General features: G+C 70.7%; 22 protein-coding genes and 2 tRNA genes. 5 read left to right on the top strand and 19 right to left on the bottom strand.

Annotation, left to right across the window (positions count from 1 at the left end):
- Positions 1–24: 24 nt before the first annotated feature.
- Entirely contained in the window at positions 25–585 is a 561-nt protein-coding gene (locus ACFYZQ_RS18045; RefSeq protein WP_389148127.1) for an HIT family protein, read from the bottom strand.
- A 67-nt stretch (positions 586–652) separates the two neighbouring features.
- Between ACFYZQ_RS18045 and ACFYZQ_RS18040 the strand changes: the two genes are divergently transcribed.
- Positions 653–1315: a potassium channel family protein gene (locus ACFYZQ_RS18040; RefSeq protein ID WP_389148124.1), complete on the top strand. Its 663-nt coding sequence runs from the start codon at positions 653–655 to the stop codon at positions 1313–1315.
- Positions 1316–1349: 34 nt separating this feature from the next.
- Here the strand turns inward: ACFYZQ_RS18040 and thrS are convergent, their stop codons facing one another.
- From thrS to ACFYZQ_RS18025, 3 genes are all read right to left on the bottom strand, one after another.
- Positions 1350–3335 carry a threonine--tRNA ligase gene (gene thrS, locus ACFYZQ_RS18035; protein WP_389148121.1) on the bottom strand — a complete coding sequence of 662 codons (1986 nt, stop codon included), beginning with the start codon at positions 3333–3335 and terminating at the stop codon, positions 1350–1352.
- 93 nt (positions 3336–3428) lie between these two features.
- On the bottom strand, positions 3429–4664 hold the full coding sequence (locus ACFYZQ_RS18030) for a hypothetical protein (RefSeq protein WP_389148118.1): 1236 nt from the start codon (positions 4662–4664) through the stop codon (positions 3429–3431).
- Complete coding sequence (locus ACFYZQ_RS18025) at positions 4661–5227, bottom strand: DUF4365 domain-containing protein (RefSeq protein WP_389148115.1); 567 nt, start codon at positions 5225–5227, stop codon at positions 4661–4663. The genes ACFYZQ_RS18030 and ACFYZQ_RS18025 overlap by 4 nt, the downstream gene beginning before the upstream one ends.
- 168 nt (positions 5228–5395) lie before the next feature.
- Here ACFYZQ_RS18025 and ACFYZQ_RS18020 point away from each other — a divergent pair, with 168 nt between their 5' ends.
- Positions 5396–6121, top strand: a complete 726-nt coding sequence (locus ACFYZQ_RS18020; RefSeq protein WP_389148112.1) for a 3'-5' exonuclease — start codon at positions 5396–5398, stop codon at positions 6119–6121.
- Positions 6122–6201: 80 nt separating this feature from the next.
- Here ACFYZQ_RS18020 and ACFYZQ_RS18015 read toward each other — a convergent pair whose 3' ends face one another.
- The 10 genes from ACFYZQ_RS18015 to ACFYZQ_RS17970 form a co-directional block, all read right to left on the bottom strand.
- Complete coding sequence (locus ACFYZQ_RS18015; RefSeq protein WP_389148109.1) at positions 6202–7905, bottom strand: DUF2207 domain-containing protein; 1704 nt, start codon at positions 7903–7905, stop codon at positions 6202–6204.
- 177 nt (positions 7906–8082) lie between these two features.
- Positions 8083–8154, bottom strand: a tRNA-Val gene (locus ACFYZQ_RS18010).
- A gap of 39 nt (positions 8155–8193) precedes the next feature.
- Positions 8194–8640, bottom strand: a complete 447-nt coding sequence (locus tag ACFYZQ_RS18005; RefSeq protein ID WP_389148106.1) for an SRPBCC family protein — start codon at positions 8638–8640, stop codon at positions 8194–8196.
- Positions 8641–8783: 143 nt separating this feature from the next.
- The gene (locus ACFYZQ_RS18000; protein WP_389148104.1) at positions 8784–11522 is read right to left on the bottom strand and encodes a Tat pathway signal sequence domain protein; all 2739 of its coding nucleotides are present in this window, start codon (positions 11520–11522) and stop codon (positions 8784–8786) included.
- Positions 11523–11611: 89 nt separating this feature from the next.
- A complete protein-coding gene (locus ACFYZQ_RS17995; protein ID WP_389148101.1) occupies positions 11612–12202 on the bottom strand; it encodes a hypothetical protein in 591 nt (196 codons plus the stop codon).
- An 8-nt stretch (positions 12203–12210) separates the two neighbouring features.
- Entirely contained in the window at positions 12211–13143 is a 933-nt protein-coding gene (locus ACFYZQ_RS17990; RefSeq protein WP_389148098.1) for a carbohydrate ABC transporter permease, read from the bottom strand.
- Positions 13143–14141 (bottom strand): carbohydrate ABC transporter permease, encoded by a 999-nt coding sequence (locus ACFYZQ_RS17985; protein ID WP_389148095.1) that lies wholly within the window; start codon positions 14139–14141, stop codon positions 13143–13145. The genes ACFYZQ_RS17990 and ACFYZQ_RS17985 overlap by 1 nt, the downstream gene beginning before the upstream one ends.
- The gene (locus ACFYZQ_RS17980) at positions 14141–15427 is read right to left on the bottom strand and encodes an ABC transporter substrate-binding protein (protein WP_389148092.1); all 1287 of its coding nucleotides are present in this window, start codon (positions 15425–15427) and stop codon (positions 14141–14143) included. Before ACFYZQ_RS17980 ends, ACFYZQ_RS17985 begins: the two co-directional genes overlap by 1 nt.
- A 611-nt stretch (positions 15428–16038) precedes the next feature.
- A tRNA-Val gene (locus ACFYZQ_RS17975) sits at positions 16039–16113 on the bottom strand.
- A 114-nt stretch (positions 16114–16227) separates the two neighbouring features.
- Entirely contained in the window at positions 16228–16686 is a 459-nt protein-coding gene (locus ACFYZQ_RS17970) for a TIGR02611 family protein (protein WP_389148090.1), read from the bottom strand.
- A gap of 191 nt (positions 16687–16877) precedes the next feature.
- Here ACFYZQ_RS17970 and ACFYZQ_RS17965 point away from each other — a divergent pair, with 191 nt between their 5' ends.
- Both ACFYZQ_RS17965 and ACFYZQ_RS17960 read left to right on the top strand, forming a co-directional pair.
- On the top strand, positions 16878–17291 hold the full coding sequence (locus tag ACFYZQ_RS17965) for an SsgA family sporulation/cell division regulator (protein ID WP_004002642.1): 414 nt from the start codon (positions 16878–16880) through the stop codon (positions 17289–17291).
- A 305-nt stretch (positions 17292–17596) separates the two neighbouring features.
- Positions 17597–18157 carry a CGNR zinc finger domain-containing protein gene (locus tag ACFYZQ_RS17960; protein WP_389148088.1) on the top strand — a complete coding sequence of 187 codons (561 nt, stop codon included), beginning with the start codon at positions 17597–17599 and terminating at the stop codon, positions 18155–18157.
- 67 nt (positions 18158–18224) lie between these two features.
- Here ACFYZQ_RS17960 and ACFYZQ_RS17955 read toward each other — a convergent pair whose 3' ends face one another.
- Positions 18225–18377, bottom strand: coding sequence for a hypothetical protein (locus ACFYZQ_RS17955; protein WP_167747935.1), 153 nt, complete (start codon positions 18375–18377; stop codon positions 18225–18227).
- A 165-nt stretch (positions 18378–18542) separates the two neighbouring features.
- Complete coding sequence (locus ACFYZQ_RS17950) at positions 18543–18998, bottom strand: hypothetical protein (protein WP_389148085.1); 456 nt, start codon at positions 18996–18998, stop codon at positions 18543–18545.
- Positions 18999–19189: 191 nt separating this feature from the next.
- Here ACFYZQ_RS17950 and ACFYZQ_RS17945 point away from each other — a divergent pair, with 191 nt between their 5' ends.
- Complete coding sequence (locus ACFYZQ_RS17945) at positions 19190–19711, top strand: DsbA family protein (protein WP_389148082.1); 522 nt, start codon at positions 19190–19192, stop codon at positions 19709–19711.
- A 136-nt stretch (positions 19712–19847) separates the two neighbouring features.
- Here ACFYZQ_RS17945 and ACFYZQ_RS17940 read toward each other — a convergent pair whose 3' ends face one another.
- The 3 genes from ACFYZQ_RS17940 to ACFYZQ_RS17930 are packed head-to-tail and all read right to left on the bottom strand — an operon-like array spanning position 19848 to position 22599.
- Positions 19848–20684 carry a GNAT family N-acetyltransferase gene (locus ACFYZQ_RS17940; RefSeq protein ID WP_389148080.1) on the bottom strand — a complete coding sequence of 279 codons (837 nt, stop codon included), beginning with the start codon at positions 20682–20684 and terminating at the stop codon, positions 19848–19850.
- A gap of 53 nt (positions 20685–20737) precedes the next feature.
- Entirely contained in the window at positions 20738–21559 is an 822-nt protein-coding gene (locus ACFYZQ_RS17935) for an aminotransferase class IV (RefSeq protein WP_389148077.1), read from the bottom strand.
- A complete protein-coding gene (locus tag ACFYZQ_RS17930; protein WP_389148074.1) occupies positions 21556–22599 on the bottom strand; it encodes a chorismate-binding protein in 1044 nt (347 codons plus the stop codon). Before ACFYZQ_RS17930 ends, ACFYZQ_RS17935 begins: the two co-directional genes overlap by 4 nt.
- Positions 22600–22619: the final 20 nt, after the last annotated feature.

Raw genomic sequence — 22619 nt, 5'->3', positions numbered from 1 at the left:
GCCCCCAGGGATCCCCCGCTGCCGTCACACGCTGGGCCAGGCCTCCGCCAGCATCTTCCGGGTGTCCGCCAGCAGCTGCGGCAGCACTCGCGTGTGGCCGACCACCGGCATGAAGTTCGTGTCGCCGCCCCAGCGGGGCACGATGTGCTGGTGGAGGTGGGCGGCGATACCGGCACCCGCCACGCCGCCCTGGTTCATGCCGATGTTGAAGCCCTGCGCGCCGGAAGCGGTGCGCAGGGCCGTCATCGCCTGCTTGGTCAGCTCGGCCAGTTCCATGGTCTCCGAGGCGGTGAGCTCCGTGTAGTCCGCGACGTGCCGGTACGGCACGGTCATCAGGTGACCGCCGTTGTACGGGTAGAGGTTGAGCACCGCGTACACGTGCTCACCGCGCCGGACGACCAGCCCGTCCTCGTCCGACTGGGCCGGGATGGAGCAGAAGGGGCAGCCGTCGCCGGCTCCCGGGCCGGTCGGCTTGTTCTCGCCCTGGATGTAGGCCATCCGGTGGGGTGTCCACAGGCGCTGGAACGCGTCCTGCGTCCCCACTCCGATCTGCTGTTCCGGCTCACTCGTCATGCAAGGCAGCATATGGCTTCGCCCGATCCCGGCGTGTCGCCGGGGCTCAAGCGAAGCGGTCCAGGGCGAAGCTGTGGCCATGGACGACGACAGCCGTACGGCCCGCTGGGAACAGCGGGTGGCTTTTCCACTGGGTGTGGCGTCCCTGCTCTATCTCGGCTCGTACGCGGTGTGGGTCCTCGGCGAGAACCTGCCCGAGCCGCTGCCCGATCTGTCTCTGGCGGTGCTGGCCGGTTGCTGGGCACTGTTCGTCATCGACTACGCGGTGCGCTGGCGCCTGAGCGGGGAGGGAGTGGGCTTCGTCCGCCGGCACTGGCTGGACACGGTGGTGGTGCTGCTGCCCCTGTTGCGGCCGGTGCGGATCGCACGGGTCTACGACGCCTTGCAGGAGCGCCGCCCGGGTCGGCCCCGCAGGTCCCTGCAGGCGCGGGTGATGCTGTACGCGGGCCTGTCGGCCGTGCTGCTCGGCTTCGCCTGCGCGCTCTCGGTGTACCGCTTCGAGCGGGCGGCCCCCGGGACGACGATCCGCACGTTCGGCGACGCGCTGTGGTGGGCGGCCGCCACCCTGTCCACCGTGGGCTACGGCGACGCCGTCCCGGTGACGCTGCCGGGGCGGCTGGTCGCGGTCGTCCTGATGGGCTGCGGGCTGGCCCTGCTGGGCGCGGTGACGGGGTCGTTCTCCTCGTGGCTGATGCAGCGGTTCACCCTGGACGAGGACGAGGAGAGGCCCGCGGCGAACTGAAAGTTCCCCGCGGGCCTCTCCTCGAGCGCGGCTGTCAGACCTGCGTCCGCTCCTCCACGACCTTCGCGATCTTGGCGATGGCCTCGTCGAACGGGATGCCGTTCTCCTGCGAGCCGTCGCGGTAGCGGAAGGACACGGAGCCGCCCGACATGTCCTCGTCGCCCGCGATGACCATGAAGGGCACCTTCTGCTTCTGGGCGTTGCGGATCTTCTTCTGCATACGGTCCGAGGAGGAGTCCACCTCGACCCGCAGTCCCTGCTTCTTCGCGGCGGCCGCGAACTTCTCCAGGTACTCGACGTGCGCGTCCCCGATCGGGATGCCGACGGCCTGGACCGGGGCGAGCCACGCCGGGAAGGCGCCCGCGTAGTGCTCGAGCAGCACGGCGAAGAACCGCTCGATCGAGCCGAAGAGGGCACGGTGGATCATCACCGGGCGCTGCTTGCCACCGTCCGGCCCCGTGTACTCGAGGTCGAAGCGCTCCGGCAGATTGAAGTCGAGCTGGATGGTCGACATCTGCCAGGTGCGGCCGATCGCGTCCTTGGTCTGGACGGAGATCTTCGGCCCGTAGAAGGCGGCGCCGCCCGGGTCGGGCACGAGCGGGAGGCCCTGCTTCTCGGCGACCTGCCGGAGGGTCTCCGTGGCCTCCTCCCAGACCTCGTCGGAGCCGACGAACTTCTCCGGATCCTTGGTGGAGAGCTCCAGGTAGAAGTCGGTCAGACCGTAGTCACGGAGCAGTCCGAGGACGAAGGTAAGCGTCTTGTCGAGCTCCTCCGACATCTGCTCACGGGTGCAGTAGATGTGCGCGTCGTCCTGCGTGAAGCCCCGGGCGCGGGTCAGGCCGTGCACGACGCCCGACTTCTCGTACCGGTACACGGTCCCGAACTCGAAGAGGCGCAGCGGCAGTTCACGGTACGAGCGGCCGCGCGCGTCGAAGATCAGGTTGTGCATCGGACAGTTCATGGGCTTGAGGTAGTAGTCCACGCCCTCGTCGAGCTGCATGGGCGGGTACATGCCGTCGGCGTACCAGTCCAGGTGCCCGGACGTCTCGAAGAGCTTCCCCTTGGTCGCGTGCGGGGTGTAGACGAACTCGTAGCCCTCCTCCTCGTGGCGGCGGCGCGAGTAGTCCTCCATCACGCGGCGGACGACGCCACCCTTGGGGTGGAAGACGGCGAGGCCGGAGCCGATCTGCTCGGGGATCGAGAAGAGGTCGAGCTCGCTGCCGAGCTTGCGGTGGTCGCGCTTCTCGGCCTCGGCGAGGAAGTCCAGGTACGCCTTCAGCTCGTCCTTGGACGGCCAGGCGGTGCCGTAGATGCGCTGGAGCATGGGGTTCTTCTCGCTGCCGCGCCAGTAGGCGGCCGCGTTGCGCATCAGCTTGAACGCCGGGATGAGCCGGGTGGAGGGCAGGTGGGGACCGCGGCAGAGGTCCTTCCAGCACAGATCGCCGGTCTTGGCGTCCAGGTTGTCGTAGATCGTCAGCTCGCCGGCGCCGACCTCGACGTCCGCGCCGTCGGCGCCATCCTGAACGGCGGCGGAGCCCTTGAGGCCGATCAGCTCCAGCTTGTAGGGCTCGTCGGCGAGTTCCTCACGGGCGGCCTCGTCGGTGACGACACGGCGGGAGAACTTCTGCCCCCGCTTCTGGATCTCCTGCATCTTCTTCTCGATGGCCTTGAGATCCTCGGGCGTGAACGGCTTCTCAACGTCGAAGTCGTAGTAGAAGCCGTCCTTGACGGGCGGGCCGATACCCAGCTTCGCCTCGGGGAAGAGCTCCTGCACGGCCTGCGCCATGACGTGCGCGGTGGAGTGGCGCAGGATGTTCAGGCCGTCCTCGGAGGAGATCTCGACGCCCTCGACACTCTCGCCGTCCCGGACCTCGTAGGTGAGGTCCTTGAGCTCGCCCCCGATCCGCGCGGCGATGACCGACCGCTCGCCGGCGAACAGCTCCGCAGCCGTAGTGCCCGTCGTCACCACGCGCTCTTCCCGCTCGGAATCGCGTTGGATGATCACACGGACGTCTGACACCGGTCTCTCCTGACTGAAGGTGGGTGCGGCGCCATACCAGGAGCGCGCGCATTACGCGATCGTACCGACCCCGGACGGCCGACCGCGAAACGGTCAGGGCCTGTCCTCGGCTCCGCAGGCCTCCTCGAAGAAGTCGAGGTTCTCATGGAGGGACTTCAGCAGCTGGTCCCGCTCGGCGTCGTCCACCTGTACCGGTACGACCCCGCAGGCGCCGGTGAGCCTGCGGAAGCCGCCCCTGCTCTCCAGCCGCCCGTGCACCCGCACCGGCAGTCCGACGAGGTGGGCGTGCCCGGCGGTGCGGTAGTCCTCCTCGTCCAGGGTGACGCGGACATGCGGCACCTCCGCGCCGTCGATCACCCGTAGGCGTACGGTGCCCTCGCCCCGCGGTCCCGACCTGCGCATCCGGACCACCGTTCCGGTGATCCGCACCGGGACCGAGGGTTCCTCGCGCAGATAGCGGGCCCCGGCCTCGCGCAGGGCGGGCAGGTCGCCGGGCGAGAACTCGACGGGTTCGGCCGAGGCCGCGCAGCCCTCGGGGACGCCGACGGCCGGCGCCCAATCCACGGCGATCCGGGCACCCTCGGTCCCCTGCACGAGGGCGATGAGGGCGTCGGTCAGCTCGCGGCTGACGCCCGCCTCGACGGCGCCGTCGAAGGCGTCCATTCCGCCGGTGGCCCGCTGGTAGTCGATGGCCTCGCGGGCGGCGTACAGGGCTTGGTGGAGGCGGACGGCGAGGGGGCGTGCGGTGCCGACGGGGACGAAGGCGGTGAGGGTGCGGCCCGAGGCGGCCGGGCCGACGAGGACGTCGTCCAGCAGCGCGGCGGCCGACCGCCGGTGCCGGGCGCCGTGGTAGCCGGCCCGCGCTCGGGTGGCGAGTCCGGCCGCGAGGAGCATCTGGCGGGCGGCGGTGCGCAGCCGCTCCTCGACGGCCCAGGGAGCGGCGCCCGCGGGACCGCTCGGCACGTCCCGCCCCCAGTGGATCTCGTCGCTCGGCACGGTGAGGGCGAGGAGCACCTCGCGGGCGGAGGGAGTGCCACTGCGGGCGAGGGCGAACAGCGCCTCTCCGAGCAGGTCGTCGCTGTCGGGAAAGGCACGGTTCTCGGGTACCAGCAGGCTGGTGCCGTTGCCGCCCGGTCCGGGCGGGGTCCAGCGGCCGTAGCGTCCGGCGGCTCCGCCGCGCCGCTGCCAGCCGTGCCGGTGCAGCAGGGCGCTCAGCACGGCCGGGTCGACGCCGGCGGGCTCGGGGGGACGGTCCCAGGGGGCGGCGGCAGGGCCGTCCGGATGCGGCCTGAACTGCCGCGGGGGCTCGCCCAGGGGGCGGTGCGTCATGGTCTGCCTCCTGTCCCGACCCGCGTCATGATCTCGCAGAGCGCCCGGTCGTCGAAGATGCGCGAGGTCGGTATCCGCACGGTGGTCCGGTGCCGCCCGGTGACGGGGTGGCCGGCGAGGTTGACCCAATAGCAGCAGTGTCTGAGGTCGAGGCGGTCGTGGCCGGCGCGCAGCCAGTCGTCCTGGGACCGCGGCACGAGCATGACGACCAGGAGCTTGTGCACCGAGACCGGTGTGCGGGCGAGTTTGCGCAGGTGGTCGTTGTCGAGGGTGAAGGAGAAGAAGCGGCCCGGAGGGTTGGGCGCGATCTGGTACGTGCACTTGAGCTGCACCTTGATGGTCACCTCGTCGTCGATGGTGTGCCCGGGTGCGCTGTGGCTGACGTGCCAGTCGATGCCGTTGTCCGGGAACGGCTGCGACAGCGAGCAGCCCGCCGCCGCGGCGACCGCGTGCAGATAGCCGACCTGCAGTGTCTCCATGCAGGCGGTGGTGGCGAGTGTGCCGCGAAGGGGGCCCGTGCGTTCGGGCAGCAGCCCGCCCCGCTCGGGCTGCGCTATCGCCATGACCAAGAGCCTTCCACGCCAGGTGTTTTCCCGCCCAGGGCCGCTGAACTGCAAAGACCCGTACTGGTGTTGTGTCCTTCCGGCGTACGGCGCAAACAGCCCGGGTATCACCAAACAGGCAGAAGACGGCATGTCAGCTGCCTTCGGTGGGTGAGGAGTTGTGGTCGTATGACGTGCTGGTACGAGGGGCCGCTGGCCGCCTTCGACACGGAGACGACGGGCGTGGACGTCGAGACCGACCGGATCGTGTCGGCCGCCGTCGTGGTCCAGGACGCCCCGGGCACCCGGCCCCGGGTGACGCGCTGGCTGGTGAACCCGGGTGTCCCGGTGCCCGAGGCGGCGACGGCGGTGCACGGTCTGACGGACGAGCATCTGCAGCGCAACGGCCGCTGGCCGGCGCCGGTGATGCACGAGATAGCCGAGGAGCTGGCGGAGCACGCCGCGCTGGGCCGGCCGCTGGTGGTGATGAACGCGCCGTTCGATCTCACGTTGCTGGACCGGGAGTTGCGCCGGCACCGGGCGTCCTCGCTGGACCGCTGGTTCGAGGCGTCGCCGCTGCGGGTGCTGGACCCGCGGGTCCTCGACAAGCACCTCGACCGCTACCGCAAGGGCCGCCGCACCCTGACGGACCTGTGCGGGCACTACGGCGTGACCCTGGACGGCGCGCACGACGCGGGGGCGGACGCGGTGGCGGCGCTGGAGGTCGTACGGGCGGTGGGGCGCCGTTTCGCGACCCGGCTGGAGCGGCTGTCCCCGGCCGAGTTGCACACCCTCCAGGCCAACTGGCACGCGGCGCAGGCGCGTGGTCTGCAGGCGTGGTTCGCGCGCAGCGGCTCGGAGGAGACGGTCGATCAGTCCTGGCCGCTGCGGCCGGAGATGCCGATGGCGGCTTAGGGCCTGTCCGGCGGATCATGTCGCGGACGCGGGGGTTGCCAGAACCGATGAGGTTCCGCCTGTTTCCTGCGCGCGAGGGGTCACCAGGAGCCACCGCCACCGCCGCCCGCGCCACTGCCGAGTCCGCCGTCGGAGCCGCCCGAGCTCCAGCCGCCGGAACTGCCGGAGCCGCTCGAACCGCTCGCGGAGGGCGCCGTGTGCGAGCGCGTGGAGGCGACGCCGAGTCCGACGGCCAGTCCGGGCCCGAACCGTACCGCCGGCGATGAGCGGTGCCGGGTGGGGACGGTGGCCGCCTCGACGGCCTGCTGCCAGGTGGAGCCGAGGCCGAGGGCGACCGCCCATGCCGTGTAGAGCCGTACCTGGTGGTCGTCGAGCGGTTCCCGGTCGGGGAACGCGGAGGGGTCGGCGAGGTACCTGCGGAAGGCCTCGGTCCGCTGCCGCCCAGCACTGCCTTCGGCGGTGCGCCGCTGCAGTTCCCAGGCCCGCAGCCACAGTCCGAGGCCGGCGCCGAAGGCGATCGCGCCGGCGATGAACACCGGGGTGCCGGCCGCGTGCCGGCCGCCCCCGAGGACGCCTCCCGTCACGGTGGCGACGAGGCCGAGCAGGGTGGCGACGATGCCGACCGGCCGACTGACGCGGGCCCGTCGTGCGGCGGCCGGGTCCCACAGACCGGCCCCCGCCTGCCACTCCTGCAGGCGTAGCAGCAGCGTCGACCAGCCCGTCCGGAAGGAGGAGTCGTACCGGCCCAGGGTGAGCTGCCCGCGGCCCGCGAACATCTGGCGCAGGATCTCCCTGGTGACCGGGTCGGTCGGCTCGTCGCCGGAGGTGCGGCGTCTCAGGGTCGGGGAACCGCCGGGACCTCCGATGGTGAGGTGGCCGTCGGCGGCCGCGCCGAGCAGCCAGGCGACCTGGTGCTGGGAGTCGACCCGCTCGGCGAGCAGGATCCCGCCCTGCGCCGGGGTCAGGCCCTGCGGGGGTGTGGGGGTCCGGTCGGACGCCGCCGGGTTCCCGTCGGTCCCGCCCGGCGCGGGCCGGTCGCGGCCGGCGAGCCGCAGCAGCCCGATCGTGACGAGCGCGGCGGCGAGAGCGAGGCCCATGGCGTTGAGTGCGACCCGCCCCGGATAGGTCACGGTGGTGCCGATGGCCTTGCCGGTGGGCGGCGCGGGCAGGGCCGCCTGCCCGGTGGCGCCGTCGGAAGCGCGGGCGGCGTAGAGGGTGAGGCCTTCCTTCCCCTTGAGCCTGTCGAGCTTGGCGGTGAGGTGACCGGGCTCGGTCTCCTGAGTCGTGCAGCTCTTCTCGGAGCCGTCGGTGCCGTGCACGCAGCGCGGGCCGGTGAGGTCGTACGGGGTCACGGCATGGATCTCGACGTGGAGCCGGTCGACTCGCCAGCCGGTACCGACCGCGTCCCAGGCGAGCCTGCCCTTCTTGACGACGTCCCGCAGCTTGTACTGGATGCGGTAGCGGTGCAGGCCGCTGACGCTCCGGCCGGGGTCGCCCACCTTGATGCGGGTGGCGATCTCACGGTGGCCGTTCGGCTCGAGGTAGTAGTCGCCGACCGTGAGTTCCCAGGGGACGCGGTGGCCGTCGATGGTGGCGGAGACCTCGGCCTCGTCCTCGTCGTAGGGCAGGTCCGGCAGGTCACGGTAGATGCCGTGCCGGGTGCTGCCGTCGTGGCCGAAGTCGTAGTCGATGACCTCGGTGATCCGGGCGCTGCCGTCCGCGGAGATCCGCGCGCCGACCCACATCGTCGTGACGCGCTCGGTGTTGCCGCCGGCCCAGGACACCGCCGCGACACCTGCCGAGCAGCAGCACGGCGACGACGACCCCGATCAGACTGCGGGTCCTGCGCCGACGCGGTTCCACGTCGGCTCTCGCTGCGCCCTTTACCCGTTCCGTTGTCAAGACGCCCCCCCATGGCAGCAAAAGAGCCGGCCCGCTGTTGCGGACCGGCTCTTTCCCGGTGGGCGATACTGGGTTCGAACCAGTGACCTCTTCGGTGTGAACGAAGCGCTCTCCCACTGAGCTAATCGCCCGGGAACGCACTGAACAATACAGGTCCCCGCGGGCTTCCTTCAAACCGCTTCCAGGTACCGCAGCAGCCCGCGCCGCCCGGCCCGCATCATCAGCCGGTGGTTGGCGCGGAAGAGGGGGCGTCCGGGCACGGCGAGCCGCCTGAGCAGGGGCTTGCGCACGTCGACGACCTGGTCGTAGCGGGCCAGGGTGCCGGACCCGTGCGGGGTGACCGTCCAGCGCGCCCGGCCCTCGATGTCGCCGGACATGGCGACCTCCAGGACGCCTGCGGCCGGGTCCCGCCGTGTCTCCCGGGCGGTGAAGGTCATGTCGTACGGCAGGACGGAGCGGATGGTGATGACGCCGGTAGCGCCGTCGAGTCGGGTGACCGAGCGCACCTGTGGCCACCAGCGGGGATAGTCCTCGGGTCGCTCCAGCGCCGCGTACACCGCGGTCGGCGGTGCGGGCAGGGACCAGAGGCTGGTGAAGCGGTAGTGGGTCCAGTCCATGGACCGAGTCTTCCCTGGCCGGCCCCGGTCAACTGAGTACGCGTACTCGTGCACCGCATGGTGACGCGGCCCACACTCGGGGACGAGCGCCGCCGCCTGTGCGACGGCGCTCCCCCATCACGTCCTACGAGGGCGCCCGTGTCCTACGAGGGCATCTTGTCGCCCAGCAGGGCCAGGTTCTCGATGGCCGCGAGACCGTAGAGCGCGGTGTCGTTGCTGGACACCCAGCTCGCCTCGCTGCCGGGCACGAGGGTGGCGGGGCCGCTCAGCTTCTCCGTCTTCCACGGCGAGGACTCGGTGTAGCCGTCGGAGCTGTAGAACTTGCTCCAGGCCCGCTGGGCGAGCGCCTGGTCACCGGTCTGCACGGCGGCATACGCGTCGAGGCGCGAGTGGCCCTGGAAGAGCAGCAGGGAGCCGAAGTCGGAGCCGTAGCGTGCTTTCTGCTCGGCCTTGGTGGCGTTGAAGTAGCGGCAGTAGTCGAGGTAGGCCTGTTTGAACTTCGGCATGTCGACCAGGTGGATCAGCTCGGCGCACAGCTCGTTCAGGCCGAAGACGGCCGACAGGTGGGACACGGAGACCACCGGGGTGTCCGCCACGGCGAACTTGCCGGTGTCCAGGTCGTACAGGCCGCTGCCCTGGACGAAGCCGTTGGGCTGGGCGGCGATGCCTTCCATGGTCGACAGTACGCGCGCCTTGGCCTTCTCCCACTTGGGTCCCTTGCGTTCCCACTCCGTGAGCCAGGCCGACACCAGGCCGCTCCAGTCCGTGCCGAAGCCGATCGACAGGGCGTGCCGGTCGGGGGTGTAGGGGGCGGTGCGGACCTTGCGCTGCGGGTCTAGGACGAGGAACGTCTCGTCGGAGTCGACGTTGGCGTGCATGAGGTCGCCGACGCGTTCGTCCGCGGTGAGGAAGTAGTAGAAGCGGCGGTAGGTGGTGTTGGCGATGCGCTGCTGCTTGGCGCTGTCGGCGAAGTGCTGCACTCCGTGCCGCGTGCCGAGGCCCGCCCACTCGCCGAGGTGGTAGACGTCCACCTCGCCGGTGTGCCGGGTCATGGCCTCGGCGAAGCGAAAGATGTCGGACCGGCCGCTTCTCAGATACGCGTACCAGAGCCACAGGTCGGGCGAGAGCTCGGAGTTGTCCCAGGCGTAGCCGCCGATGTCGTAGCGCCACACGTGCCGTGCGGAGTCGTAGGTGTGCATGATGTCGCCGTAGTCCCAGAAGCCGTACCAGCGGCGCTGTTCCACCTGGTCCTTGTAGTAGGTGAAGAGGAAGTCGAGGTGGTCCTCGATCTTCGCCTTGGCGGCGGTGGAGCGGTCGGGCTCGGAGTACAGACCGGGGCCGAAGACCTTGGCCCCGATGAGCTGCCTGGGCGGGGCGGCGAGCTGCGGCAGCACACGTACGGCGTTCACCTGCTCGGCGAGGGTCTCGGCGCTCGGGGTGGATTCGTTGGCCCAGAAGAGGAGTTCGGAGGTGCGGGCGATGCCGTACGGGGTGCCGAACTTCGGCTCGTAGTCCTCGTAGGTGATGTTGAGGCCTTCGAGCTGTTCGGCGTAGGTGTCCTGGTCCATGCCGTCGTGGTAGAAGCGCAGGTCCATGGGCTGGGCCTCGGGCGACCAGAGCCAGAGGGTGATGGTGGCCTCGTCGGTGTGGGCGTCGCGGATGTCGAGCTGGGCGGGGAACTTCTCCCAGAAGTCGCGCAGCCCGAAGGAGAGTCCACCGCTCGCCCCGCCGACGTACCCGAATCCGGAGGCCCGCTTGCCGCCGCCGGCGCCGATCCAGCCGTAGCCCTTCTTGGTGCGCTTGCGCAGGGTGAAGCCGTCGGCGGAGAGCTGGGAGAGGGTGTAGTCGCCCCAGTGCGGGATGTACTGGAGGCGGGTGGTGACGCGCTGGTCCCAGGTGGACGGGTCGGGCAGTTTCTTGCCCTCGTACTGGGCGGCCTGCACGGCGGCGCCGGGGTCGCGGCGCAGTCCGGTGATGCCCTGGACGGCCTCGCGCAGCAGGCCGGTGCCCTCGCCGCCGATGCGGATGTGCCGGTCGTAGGCGGCGTCCCGCATCGGTACGGAGAAGCGGACGCCGAGCCCGCGGATGAAATCGCCGCTTGCCTTGCCCGGCTCCAGATTCCCGTCGTAGGTGATGGTGTGCACCATGCGGAAGGAGTCGGCGCCGGCGTAGAAGTAGAGGCGGAGGGAGAAGGGCAGCCAACCGCGGCTGCCTTTGCGGTGCTTGCCGTCGATGCGGACGACGGCGCGGACCGGGCCCTCCTGCTCGACCGTGACCGACGAGATCGCGCCGTCGAAGCGCTCGGTCTTCACCGAGCCCTGGTCCTCGTCCTCGATCTCGGGCTGGCGGATGAGCACCAGCCGGCCGTTCTTCGCGATCTCCGTCGAACCGCGGGTGACGGACTTGATGATCGTGGAGCCGTATCTGCCGATCTTCGCGGTGATGACGCCGGTCGACACGCCGATGGTGCCGCCGCTCTGGTCGACGGTGACCTTCTTACCGGGGGCCTCGGGGGTGCCGGCCTCGAGGGTGAGCCTGCCGGAGCCGGAACTCACGGCGTGGGCCGTCCATTTGAGGGATCCGTCGGGCCAGTGGGCGAGCGGCCAGGACTGCACGGGCACGGCCTTGCCGTCGGCGTCCGTGACGGCGAAGGTCTGATCCTCCTGGTACGCGCCCATGGGCCAGGGCACGCCGACGGTGGCCCCGGGTGCGGCGCCTAGGCCGCCATCCTCCAGCCAGTCGAGGGTCACCGGGTCGGGGTCGGCCGCCGCGCCGCTCGGCGCCGCCTGCGCGTCCTGGGCCCCCAGCGTCCAGCTGAACCGGGCGGCGGCTCCGGCGACGGCGGCCGCCTTGAGGAGGGACCTGCGGGGAATGGGCGACATGGCTTTCCTTTCACACGCGGTGCGATGGTCAGGGACATGACAGAGAGGCGGCGCCCGGGGCGCCGGGCCGATGGGCGGGCACCTACGCGTCAGCGCTGCCGGTACCGCTCCTCCACGGCGACGGCCGCCGCCGCGACGGCCCCCAGCACGGGGACCGCCAGCGGTGCGATGAACAGGGCGGAACAGGCGACGAGGACCGTTCCGCCGACGAGCAGGAAGGAACCGGCCGGGTCGAGGACCGTACGCCGGCCGGCCGCGGCGAACAGGGTTCGCCAGGTGGCGCCCGGAGCCCAGACGGCCGCCGCGCGCATCCCGGCGACGACGGTGCCGAGCAGCGCGAACAGCCCCACCGCCCCGGCGAGCGGGCCACCGGGCAGCCCGGCGCGCACCGCCTGGACATCCACCCACACCAAGGCCGCCGCGACCCACCCGGCAAGCCCCACGGCCCAGCCGCCGCGCACGGCCGTCCGGAAGTCCCGGACGAACTCCCGCCAGCCTCCTCCCTGGTGGGTGGTACGGCGCCGCAGGTGCCGGGCCCCTGCGGCGAAGGCGGCCGGATACGTGACGACTCCGAGTGAGGCCACCGCGATCCACACGCCGGTCAGCAGACACTCGGCGAAGACCGCGAACCGCTCGGCGAACACGGACTCCCTGCGTGCCTTCGCGCGCACCTCGGCCATCGGTCCCGTCAGCCCTTCAGTCCGGAGGTCGCCATACCGTCGATCAGGTACCGCTGGAAGGCGAGGAAGAACAGCAGCACCGGCAGCAGCGCGACCAGCGACATGGCGATCATCCCGCCGTAGTCGGCCACGCCCTCCTGGTCCACGAACATCTTCAGGCCGAGGGAGACCGTGTACTTGTCGGGCTCGTTGAGGTAGATCAGCGGCCCCATGAAGTCGTTCCAGGAGTTGATGAAGGTGAAGATCGCGCTGGTGATCAGAGCCGGACGGCACAGCGGCAGCACGATGGACCAGTAGATGCGCAGGTGCCCGCAGCCGTCCAGGCGGGCCGCCTCGTCGAGCTCCTTGGGCAGGTTGCGCATGAACTGCATCATCAGGAAGACGAAGAACGCCTCCGTGGCCAGGTACTTGCCGAGCAGGAGCGGAGTGTACGTGTTGATCATGTGCATGTTGCGGAACAGCACGTACTGCGGGATCAGCAGCACGTGGTACGGCAACAGGAGGGTGCCGATCATCAGGGTGAACAGGCCGTTGCGGCCCGCGAACCTGATCCTCGCGAAGGCGTACGCCGTCAGTGAGCAGGACAACAGGATCCCGACCACGGAACCGATCGCGAGCGTCAGCGAGTTGAAGAAGAAGGTGGAGATCGAGATGTCGGCGATGCCCTTGCTCAGCCGTGTGTAGTTCGAGGTGACCGGATCCCCCGGGAAGAGGTCCAGGCTGCCGACGATGTCCTCGCTCCTCTTGAAGGAGCCGCCGATGAGCCAGATCACCGGATAGAGGATCACCGCGAGGACCAGCAGCGACCCGATGTGCCAGGCGGCGGAACCGGGCAGCGTGCGCCGGAGGCTGCCCGCCCTCGTGGAGGCGGCCGGCTTGATGTCAGTGGCCGGTGGGGGTGCCCCCGGGCCGAGCGAAGTCGAGACATCGGGGGAGCTCATCAGGCGCCCTCCTCGTAGTGCACCCAGCGCCTCTGGGACCAGAACAGCACCGCCGTCACCAGGGCGACCGCGACGAGAAGCATCCAGGCCATGGCTGACGCGAGGCCCATCCGGCTGTTCTCGAAGCCCTGGACGTAGAGATAACAGGTATAGACCATCGAACCGTCCGCGGGGCCGCAGGCATTGCCTCCGGCGCCACCGCCGACGATGTAAGCGGAACTGAAGATCTGGAACGAGTGGATCGTCTCCAGCAGGACGTTGAAGAAGAGGACCGGGGAGATCATCGGCAGGGTGATGTTCCAGAACCGCCGCAGCTTGCCCGCCCCGTCGACCTCGGCCGCCTCGTACAACTCACGCGGCACCTGCTTCAGGCCGGCCAGGAAGATGACCATGGGGGCGCCGAACTGCCAGACGGTGAGCGCCACCAGGCTGTAGACGATCAGGTCCGGGTCGCCGGTCCAGCCGCCGGCATGCACACCGAAGAGCTTCTGCGTACGGTCGACGATCGCGTCGTCCGAGAAGATGGCCTTCCAGACGATCGCGACCGAGACACTCGCCCCGATCAGCGACGGGGCGTAGAAGGCGGCTCGGTAGAAGGCCTGCCCCCGCCGCTTCTGGGCCAGGAGCAGCGCCACGCCGAGGGCCGCGAGAAGCTTGAGCGGCGTGCCGACGACCACGTACCACAGCGTCACCCGCACGGAGTGGCGCCAGCGCGGATCACCGAACATCTCGGAGAAGTTGTGGAGGCCGATCCACTTGGGCGGGTCGAACAGGTTGTAGTCGGTGAAGGCGAAGTAGAGGGAGGCGGCCATCGGACCTGCTGTGAGCAGCAGGAAACCCGCGATCCAGGGGGACATGAAGAGATAGCCGGCCAGGTTCTCCCGGCGCCGCCGCCGCTTGAGGGCGGCGGGGCGCTCGGACTTCACCGGACCGCGCCGCGGCTCGGAGTCCTTGGACAGGCCCTCCATCGCAGGGGCATGTGTCACGGCGCTTCCCATCAGCTGGTGAGAGCCGTCTTCGACTCGGCGAAGAACTGCTTGACGGCTTCGTCCACCGAGCGTTTGCCCAGCCCCAGCTCCTCACCGATGCGCAGGAACGCGGCCTCACAGATGTCCGCGCCGCTGGGGTGCGGGGTGATGGGCTCCAGGACACCCGCCTTGACGAGGGACTCCTCGTAGGCGGCGATCGCCTTGTTGACCGGGTCGGTCGGCTTGAACGCGTCGTACTGGGCCTGCGTCGCGGGGACACCACGGTCGTAGCCCATGATCCTGGCGACCTGTGGGTCGTGCACCATGAAGTCGATGAACTGGGCGACTTCCTTGGGGTGCTGGGTGCGCCTGGAGGCGCTGAGCATGAGGGAGCCGAGGTACTGGCCGGTCTTCTTGCCGTCCGTGGTGGGGATGGGTGCGAGGCCGTACTCGCTCTTGCCCTCGGAGGTGTAGCGGACGGTGAAGTTGTCCCAGGTGAACTCGCCGCCGGAGAGTTCACCGGTGACCGCCGACTTGGGCTTGATCTGGTCGACCTTCTTCACGTCGGCGTAGATGCCTTCCTCCACCCCCCTCTTGGCCTCCGTCCACCAGTCCGTCAGGTCCGCCTCGGTGAAGCCGAGTCCGTCCTTGGTGAAGAACGCCTTGCCGTGCTGGCGCAGGTTGAGGTCGTACAGGTACATGATGTTGTACGGACCGGTGTCGCCGGCGCGCCCCGTCCTGTCGCGGATCTTCTTCATCGCCGCGTGGTAGTCGCCCCAGGTCCAGCCCTGCTCCGGCTTGACGCCGGCCTTGGTGTAGACGTGTTTGTCGATCACCAGTGCCATCGAGTTGGAACCGACCGGCACTCCTAGGAGCTTTCCGTCGACCTCGCCGAACTTCGCCAGCCCGGCCCGAAATCCGTCCATGGAAAGGTGGCCCGCCTCGACCTGCTCGTTGAGATCGAGCAGCACATTCTTGGCGTCGTATTTGCGCAGGAAGCCTATGGCGTTCTGGAAGACGTCCGGCGGATTTCCGCCGGAGGCCTGGGTGTTGAACTTCTTCCAGAAGTCGGTGTACGGCTGGAAGTCCGTTTTCACCTTGATCTTCGGGTACTTCTTCTCGAAGAGGGCGATGGTCTTGTTGATGCGCTGGGCGCGGTCCTCCGCACCCCACCAGGAGTAACGGATCGTGACCGTTCCGTCCCCGGATCCGCTGTCGCCCCCGCAGCCCGTCGTGGCGGTCAGCCCGAGCGCGGCCGCCCCCGCCCCGGCCGCCTTCAGGATCGTACGCCTCTCAACATTCGTGCCGGTCACCACTGTTGGGCCTCCCCGAAGCCTCGTGGGCAGTCATGAATCGTTTCAAGTAAGCGCTTGCTGGCACAAGGTACGGAGGGGTCCGGGGTGCGTCAATGATTCGGACAGGATTTTCTTGCCGGGGCGTACGGCGGGATCGGCGCCCCGGAGCGGGCGGGTCGGGGACGTCGCAGGTGAGGGCGTCGGAGGGGGGACGCGCGCGACGGAAGGAGCGGCGGAAGCCGCGGCGAGACCCAGCGGGTCCGCCGAACCTCCGGCTCACCGGACCCGCCGCCCGACGCCCACCGGGGCCCACCGGACGACTCGGGTCACACCGGCCCCACGCTCACAACGTGCGGCAATGGGAAGAAATGGGTCACGAACCACTCTCATGGGCGCAGGTGGCGAGGTTCAGCGGCGGCCCATTTCTTCCACTCACGCGCCGCGGCCCGCATCTGCGCTCCTCCGCCACTGCCGGGGCTTGCCGGTCGCCACCCACGCCCGCCGCTCGGGGCGCGAGAGCGGGACCGGAGGGGCGCGGCCCGAGGGTGTGGCGGGCGCGGGCCGCAGCGGCGCGGCCGGGTTGCACGACCGCGGCCCACCTGCGGTGTCGCAGGTGGGCCGTCGGTTCCGGGTGGTGGGCGATACTGGGTTCGAACCAGTGACCTCTTCGGTGTGAACGAAGCGCTCTCCCACTGAGCTAATCGCCCGGGCGCAGGAAGAACATTACCCGATCCGGCGAGCACCTCCGACCACGGGCAGGGCTCGCGGCCCGGCCGCCCGGCTCCAGCCGGCGGAACCGGTCGGGACGCCCCCGGGCCAGGTCACTGGCCGCCGATCTTCCAGGGCATCACGAAGCCGAACTTCCACAGGTAGATCCCGGCGAGGACGCCCACGACCACCAGCCCGACCGAGGTCAGGATGATGTTCCGGCGGCGCACTTTCGGATCGAGCGCTCGCTGCGCGGCCTCGGTGACCTTGCGCTTGGTCCAGCGGAGCACGAGCTGGGCCCAGACGAACTCGGTCGCCCAGATGGCCATGCCACCGAAGATCACGACCCAGCCCGGCCCGGGCAGCGGCAGCATGACGATCCCCGCCGCCACGACCGCCAGCCCGACGACGAAGACGCCGACCTGCCAGCTCAGGTGCAGTGCACGCCGGGCCTTGATGAATTCCGGTGCCCTCGATCCGAGTCCCCGCTCGTCCCGCGCCCGGTCCCTCATCTCCTCCGCCTCGTCCGACGCCACAGCAACCCCGCCAGGCTCGTTACTCCCCGTATTCATACGACCAAACCCTACCGGAGCGAAACCAATCACCGGAATGGGCGTACGTCTCAGACCCGCCCTCGGCCGGAAGAGTTACGTAAACACACGCAAAACACTCAGAGGGGTTTACAACGGCACCGTAGGTGGCATGTCGATTTCGCCGACGTGCGAATCCCCGAGCGCACACTGAGCGAAAGGCCCTGGCGCTTATGAACACCACGGTCAGCTGCGAGCTGCACCTGCGCCTCGTTGTGTCGAGCGAGTCCTCCCTGCCTGTCCCCGCAGGCCTGCGGTACGACACGGCCGACCCCTACGCCGTGCACGCCACCTTCCACACCGGAGCCGAGGAGACCGTCGAGTGGGTGTTCGCCCGCGACCTCCTCGCCGAGGGGCTTCATCGTCCCACCGGCACCGGCGACGTCCGCGTCTGGCCGTCCCGGAGTCATGGTCAGGGCGTCGTGTGCATCGCCCTGAGCTCCCCGGAGGGGGAAGCCCTGCTCGAGGCCCCGGCGCGGGCCCTGGAGTCCTTCCTGAAGCGGACGGACGCGGCCGTGCCGCCCGGCACGGAACACCGGCACTTCGATCTGGATCAGGAGCTCTCGCACATCCTGGCGGAAAGCTAGGTCGCGGGATCTCGAAGCCGGCCGACGCCGTCCAACTCGGGGAGACGGCTCGGACGGCTCTCGGGCCAGGACAACCGCATACGGCATGACCGGCGCCGTCACCGTACGTGTTCACGGGGACGGCGTCGGTGTGCGAGTGCTCTCCCGCCCGGGCCGGCCGCGGCACGACGGGAACGCCGGCCGGCGCGTAGCCGTTCTACCGGCAGCCGACTACGGGGCGGGGCCGGGTGCGGCGCGCGCGGATGTCGCTACCATCGGCCAGCATCGGCGGGCGCCCGCCCGACCCCCAGGCCAGGGAGCAAAACGTGTTGATCACCCACGACACCCGGTGTGCCCTCGACACCGTGGTGGATCTGGTGAACACCGTGCCGGAGGAGGACGCGGCGGCGGACGGGCTGCCGGACGTCGCGGCTCTGGCGGACTTCGTGCGCAAGCACGAGATCAGCGGTGTCGGGGCGCTCTCGGAGTTCGACCTGTCAGCGGTGCGCAAGGTCCGCGGGCGGTTCGCTGGGGTCTTCGCCGCATCGGACGCCCGTATCGCCGCCGGGATGATCAACGAGCTGGTCGCCGCCGCGGGCACCACGCCCCAGCTGACGGATCACGACGGCTACGACTGGCATGTGCACTACTTCGCGCCCGGCGCCTCGGTGGCCGATCACCTCGCCGCCGACTGCGGGATGGCACTCGCGTTCTTCGTGGTGGCCGGAGAGCAGGAAAGGCTGCGGCGCTGCGAGGCGCCCGACTGCCGACGGGCCTTCGTCGACCTCTCCCGGAACCGCTCGCGCCGCTACTGCGACTCCCGCACCTGCGGGAACCGGCTGCACGTCGCCGCCTACCGGGCCCGCCGGAAGGAAGCGGCCGGCTGATGCCGAGGCGGTCGCCCGGTGTCGACGCCGCCCCCGGCGGGTGACGCCGGGGACGGGCGTGTACGGCTCACAGCAACAGCAGATCGTGCAGCGCAGCCATGAGGAGCAGACACCCGATCACCGCAAGGAAGATCATCAGCGGTGGCTGGGAAAGGGCGAAGAGGCACCCGCGCGGCTCGTCCTTCGGCGGCGCGGCCTCGCTCTCTGACGTGTCCAGCATCTCGCGGTGATGATGGACCAGAGGGCACCGGGGCCGCGATCAACACGCCAGGAATGAGCGGCAGCTCGCCGAATTCATCGATGTCGGTTCGGTTCCGGCCCAGCAGTGATCATTTGAGGGCACGCCGGAGACGATCTGTGTCGTGTGCGTGGTTGTCGGACGACGTCATATTCCGTGCTTCTTGAGGATGGCCTCGATGTCGCTGAAGTCGTCCGCGGAGTCACCGGCGCGAGGGGCCGCGGCGGGGCGGGCGGCCGGACGGGGGGCCGGGCGGGTGGCCGGGCCGAGGGAGGGCGCCGAGGCCGCCGGGGCGACCGCCTCGCGGCTCGCCGCCCTGGCCGCCTTGCGCTCGGCACGGGTGCCCCCGCGTCGGCGCTCCACGGCCCGGGTCGTCGCGAACAGGGCCCAGGCCGCGCCCAGCACCCCGAAGCCCGCCCAGGCCGTCGGGCTGAACGCGGTGTCGGCCAGCCAGCCGACGACGCCGGTCATCACCAGCCCCACCGGCACGAGCGAGTAGGCCGCGATCCGGGCGGCGGCCAGGAAACGCCTGCGGTACGCGGTGACCACCGCGATGCCCAGGCCGGCCGCGGACACGGCGGAGCAGACGGTCTCGGCAATCATCCGGTCCTCCTGGCGGCTCGGTCACGGCACCCTGTCCGTTCCATCGTGCACCGCCCGGTGCCTGCGGGGCCATGCCCCGGCCCGACATCAGGGACATCTCCGGGTCACCTCCTCCCCAGGTGCCGGTCACGGCGTACGGCGCCGATCGGGCCGATTGGGTCGGTGGGGTCCGGACTGGGAGACTGGTGCTCATGAGCGACCCCTCCCCCGCGCGCACCGCCGTCCCCGTGCTGGACGTCTGGTGCGAGCTCCAGTGCCCTGACTGCCGCACCGCCCTGGCCGACCTGCGCGCCCTGCGCGCCCGCTACGGCGAGCGGCTGGAGCTGCGGCTGCGGCACTTCCCGCTGGAGAAGCACAAGCACGCGTTCGCCGCCGCGCAGGCCGCCGAGGAGGCGCTGGAGCAGGGGCAGGGCTGGGCGTACGTCGAGGCGGTCCTGGCTCGCGTCGAGGAGCTGGACCGTAAGGGAGAACCCTTCCTGGTCGAGGTGGCCCGGGAGCTCGGACTGGACGCCGAAGAGTTCGACACCGCCCTGATCGACGGCCGGCACATCCTGATCGTCGACGCCGACCAGGCCGAGGGCAAGGCCATCGGCGTCACCGGCACCCCGACGTACGTCATCGGAGGCGAACGCCTCGACGGGGGCAAGAGCCAGGAAGGCCTGCGCGAGCGGGTCGAGGAGATCGCGGACCGGTTGCTGGCCGGGGACGCGTAGGTGCGGCGACAGGACCCTCCCGCGGGTCCTCGGCGCGCGCTGTGAGCGGGTGCTCGGCGCGCGCTGTGAGCGGGTGCTCGGCGCGCGCTGTGAGCGGGTGCTCGGCGCCCGCCCGGAACCGGCCCGCCCAGGATGCTCAGCACAGCTCCTTGTAGAGGTGGTGCGCGGTCGGCTCGTAGCCCAGGGCCGAGTAGAGCCGCTCCGCCGGGGTGTTGCCGGCGAAGACGTTCAGGGCGATGCGGCCCTTGCCGGCGCCGATGCCCTGCGCCTCCGCCAGCAGCATCAGTGTCCGTCCGTGGCCGCGGCCCCGCTGCGCCTCGCGCACCTCGACGTTGAGCACGTAGGCGGCGTCCGGCCACAGCGCCATCTCCAGTCCCACCCACAGGGTGCCGACCGGGGTCCCGTCGTGCTCCAGGACGCTGATCAGCGTGTTCGCGGTGGCCAGCCCGTCCGGCAGGAGCAGGACGTGCCCCTCGTCCGCCTTGGCGTACGCCTCCGCCTCGGGCACACCCCTCGTGATCATGCTGCGCGCGAAGCGCTCCCGGTCATCCGCCAGCCACGGGCCGAACTCGTCCTCCGACATGGGCCGGGCCGTGCTGCCGGGGGGCAGTTCCGGCGGTGCGCCGGCCAGGCGCTTGGCCATGTTCCGGTTGCGCGGCACGTACCCGAGCGCCGTGGCGAGCCGGAGCGCCGCGGCGGACTCCTCGGGCACGGATATCTCCACCCGCCGGCACCCCCAGCCACGAGCGACCTCCTCGGCGGCGAGCACCGCCACCGTGCCCCGGCCCCGCCCGCGGTCCGGTTCCTCTATGTGCAGGTCTTCGAGACGGGCCACGCCGTGCCCGTACTCGGGGTGTGTGGACACGCGTACTCCACCCACCGGGCGGCCGTTGACACACACCTGGTAGCGCCGCGAGCGTGTTCCGTCCGGGTGTTGCTGAAGCGGCTCGGTCGGCCGCAGGGTCGTCGTCATCAGAGGAGTTCTACCCACCGCGAAGGACCACCTCAGCCCGTTCTACCGGGCCCTCAGGGGTCGAGGTCGTGCCCGGAGCGCTCTTCGAAGACCCGCATCGCCTTGGCGGTCACCGGCCCGGGAGCGCCGGGCAGCTCCCGGCCGTCGACCCGGTGCACGGCCTGCACGTCCCGCAGCGTGGACGTCAGGAAGACCTCGTCGGCGCGCTCCAGGACGTCCAGCGGCAGATCGGTCTCCTTCGCGCCGGTCCACTCCGCGGTCAGCGCCCGGGTGATGCCGGCCAGACAGCCGGAGGCGAGCGGCGGGGTGTGGATCTCTCCGTCCAGGACGACGAACACGTTCGAGCCCGTGCCCTCGCACAGCCGGCCGACCGTGTTGGCGAAGAGCGCCTCGGAGGCGCCCTGTTCGTGGGCGCGGGCGAGGGCGACGACGTTCTCGGCGTACGAGGTGGTCTTCAGTCCGGTGAGGGCGCCCCGCTCGTTGCGGGTCCAGGGGACGGTGATCACGGCGGTGGAGTCGGGGCGGCGGCTGGTCTCGCCCAGGGCGACCACCAGGGTCGGGCCCTGATCGCCGCGGTCCGAGCCGAGCGGTCCGTGGCCACCGGTGTAGGTGATGCGCAGCCGGCCGAGCGGCACGGGATCGGCCTCGAGGACGGCCGCGCAGGCGCGGCGCACCTCGTCATGGTCGGGGTCGGGCAGTCCCAGGCCCCGGGCCGATCGGGTCAGCCGGTCGAGGTGCCGGGTGAGCGCGAAGGGCTTGCCGTGGTCCGCCTTGATCGTCTCGAAGACGCCGTCGCCCACGGTCAGCCCGTGGTCGAAGACGGAGACACGGGCGGTGTCGACGTCCTGCAGCCCGCCGTCCAGCCAGATCTTCATGTATGCGCCCCTCCACTCTCCTCGTGCACCCCCGACGCTACCGCGAGCAGGCGGGACGCCTTCAGCTCGGTCTCCCGCCACTCCCCTTCGGGGTCGGACCCCCAGGTGATCCCGGCGCCGGTGCCGAATCTGAGGACACCCTGCGTTCGGTCGATCCAGAAGGTACGGATGCCCACGGCCAGCTCGCCCGTGCCCCGGTCGGCGTCGACCCAGCCGATGCCACCGCAGTACGGGCCGCGGGGTGCCGTCTCCAGGGCGTCGATGATGCGCAGGGCGCTCGACTTGGGGGCGCCGGTGACCGAGCCGGGCGGGAAGGCGGCGGCGAGCAGTTCGGGCCAGCCGGCGCCGTCGCGCAGCTCGCCGCGGACCATGGAGACGAGATGGACCAGGCCGGGGTGCTTCTCCACGGCGCAGAGGTCCGGGACGGTGACGCTGCCGGTGGCGCAGACACGCCCGACGTCGTTGCGGACCAGGTCGACGATCATCACGTTCTCGGCGTAGTCCTTCTCCAGGAGGTCCGCCTCGGTGCGCCCGGTGCCCTTGATCGGCCCGGACTCGACCGTCCGCCCGTCCCGCCGCAGGAAGAGTTCGGGCGAGGCGGTGGCGATCTCGACGCCGTGCCCCGGCAGCCGAATCGTTCCCGCATACGGGGCCGGGTTGCCGCGCGCCAGCAGGGCCGTGAGGGCGTCCACATCGGCGTCGGGATCGACGGGCGCGGTCAGGACGCGGCAGAGGTTGGCCTGATAGACCTCGCCGGCCGCGATGTGTGCGCGGATCCGGCGTACGGCCGCGGTGTACGCGTCGCGGTCGAGCGACGACGACCAGGCGTCCACGGCCGGGCCGCGCCACCGCCCCGGCACCGGCGCGGGCACCGGTCGCTCCCTCACGTCCGCGAAGCGGGCGCAGGTCAGACGGCCCTCGAAGTCGGCGCAGACGGCCCAGAAGCCGGTGGAGTCCAGCGCCGCCGGGTCGCTGGTCACATCGAGGAGACCGGTGGCGACGCGGTCGCCGAAGCGGGCGAGAGGGGGCAGGTGGAGCACACGGCCGAGTCTATGGCGGG

It is taken from the genome of Streptomyces sp. NPDC001843, from assembly GCF_042891955.1.
In the GTDB taxonomy this organism is placed as follows: domain Bacteria; phylum Actinomycetota; class Actinomycetes; order Streptomycetales; family Streptomycetaceae; genus Streptomyces.
The sequence above is the reverse complement of the archived record's forward strand: the minus strand, read 5'-3'. Positions and strand labels throughout refer to the sequence as shown.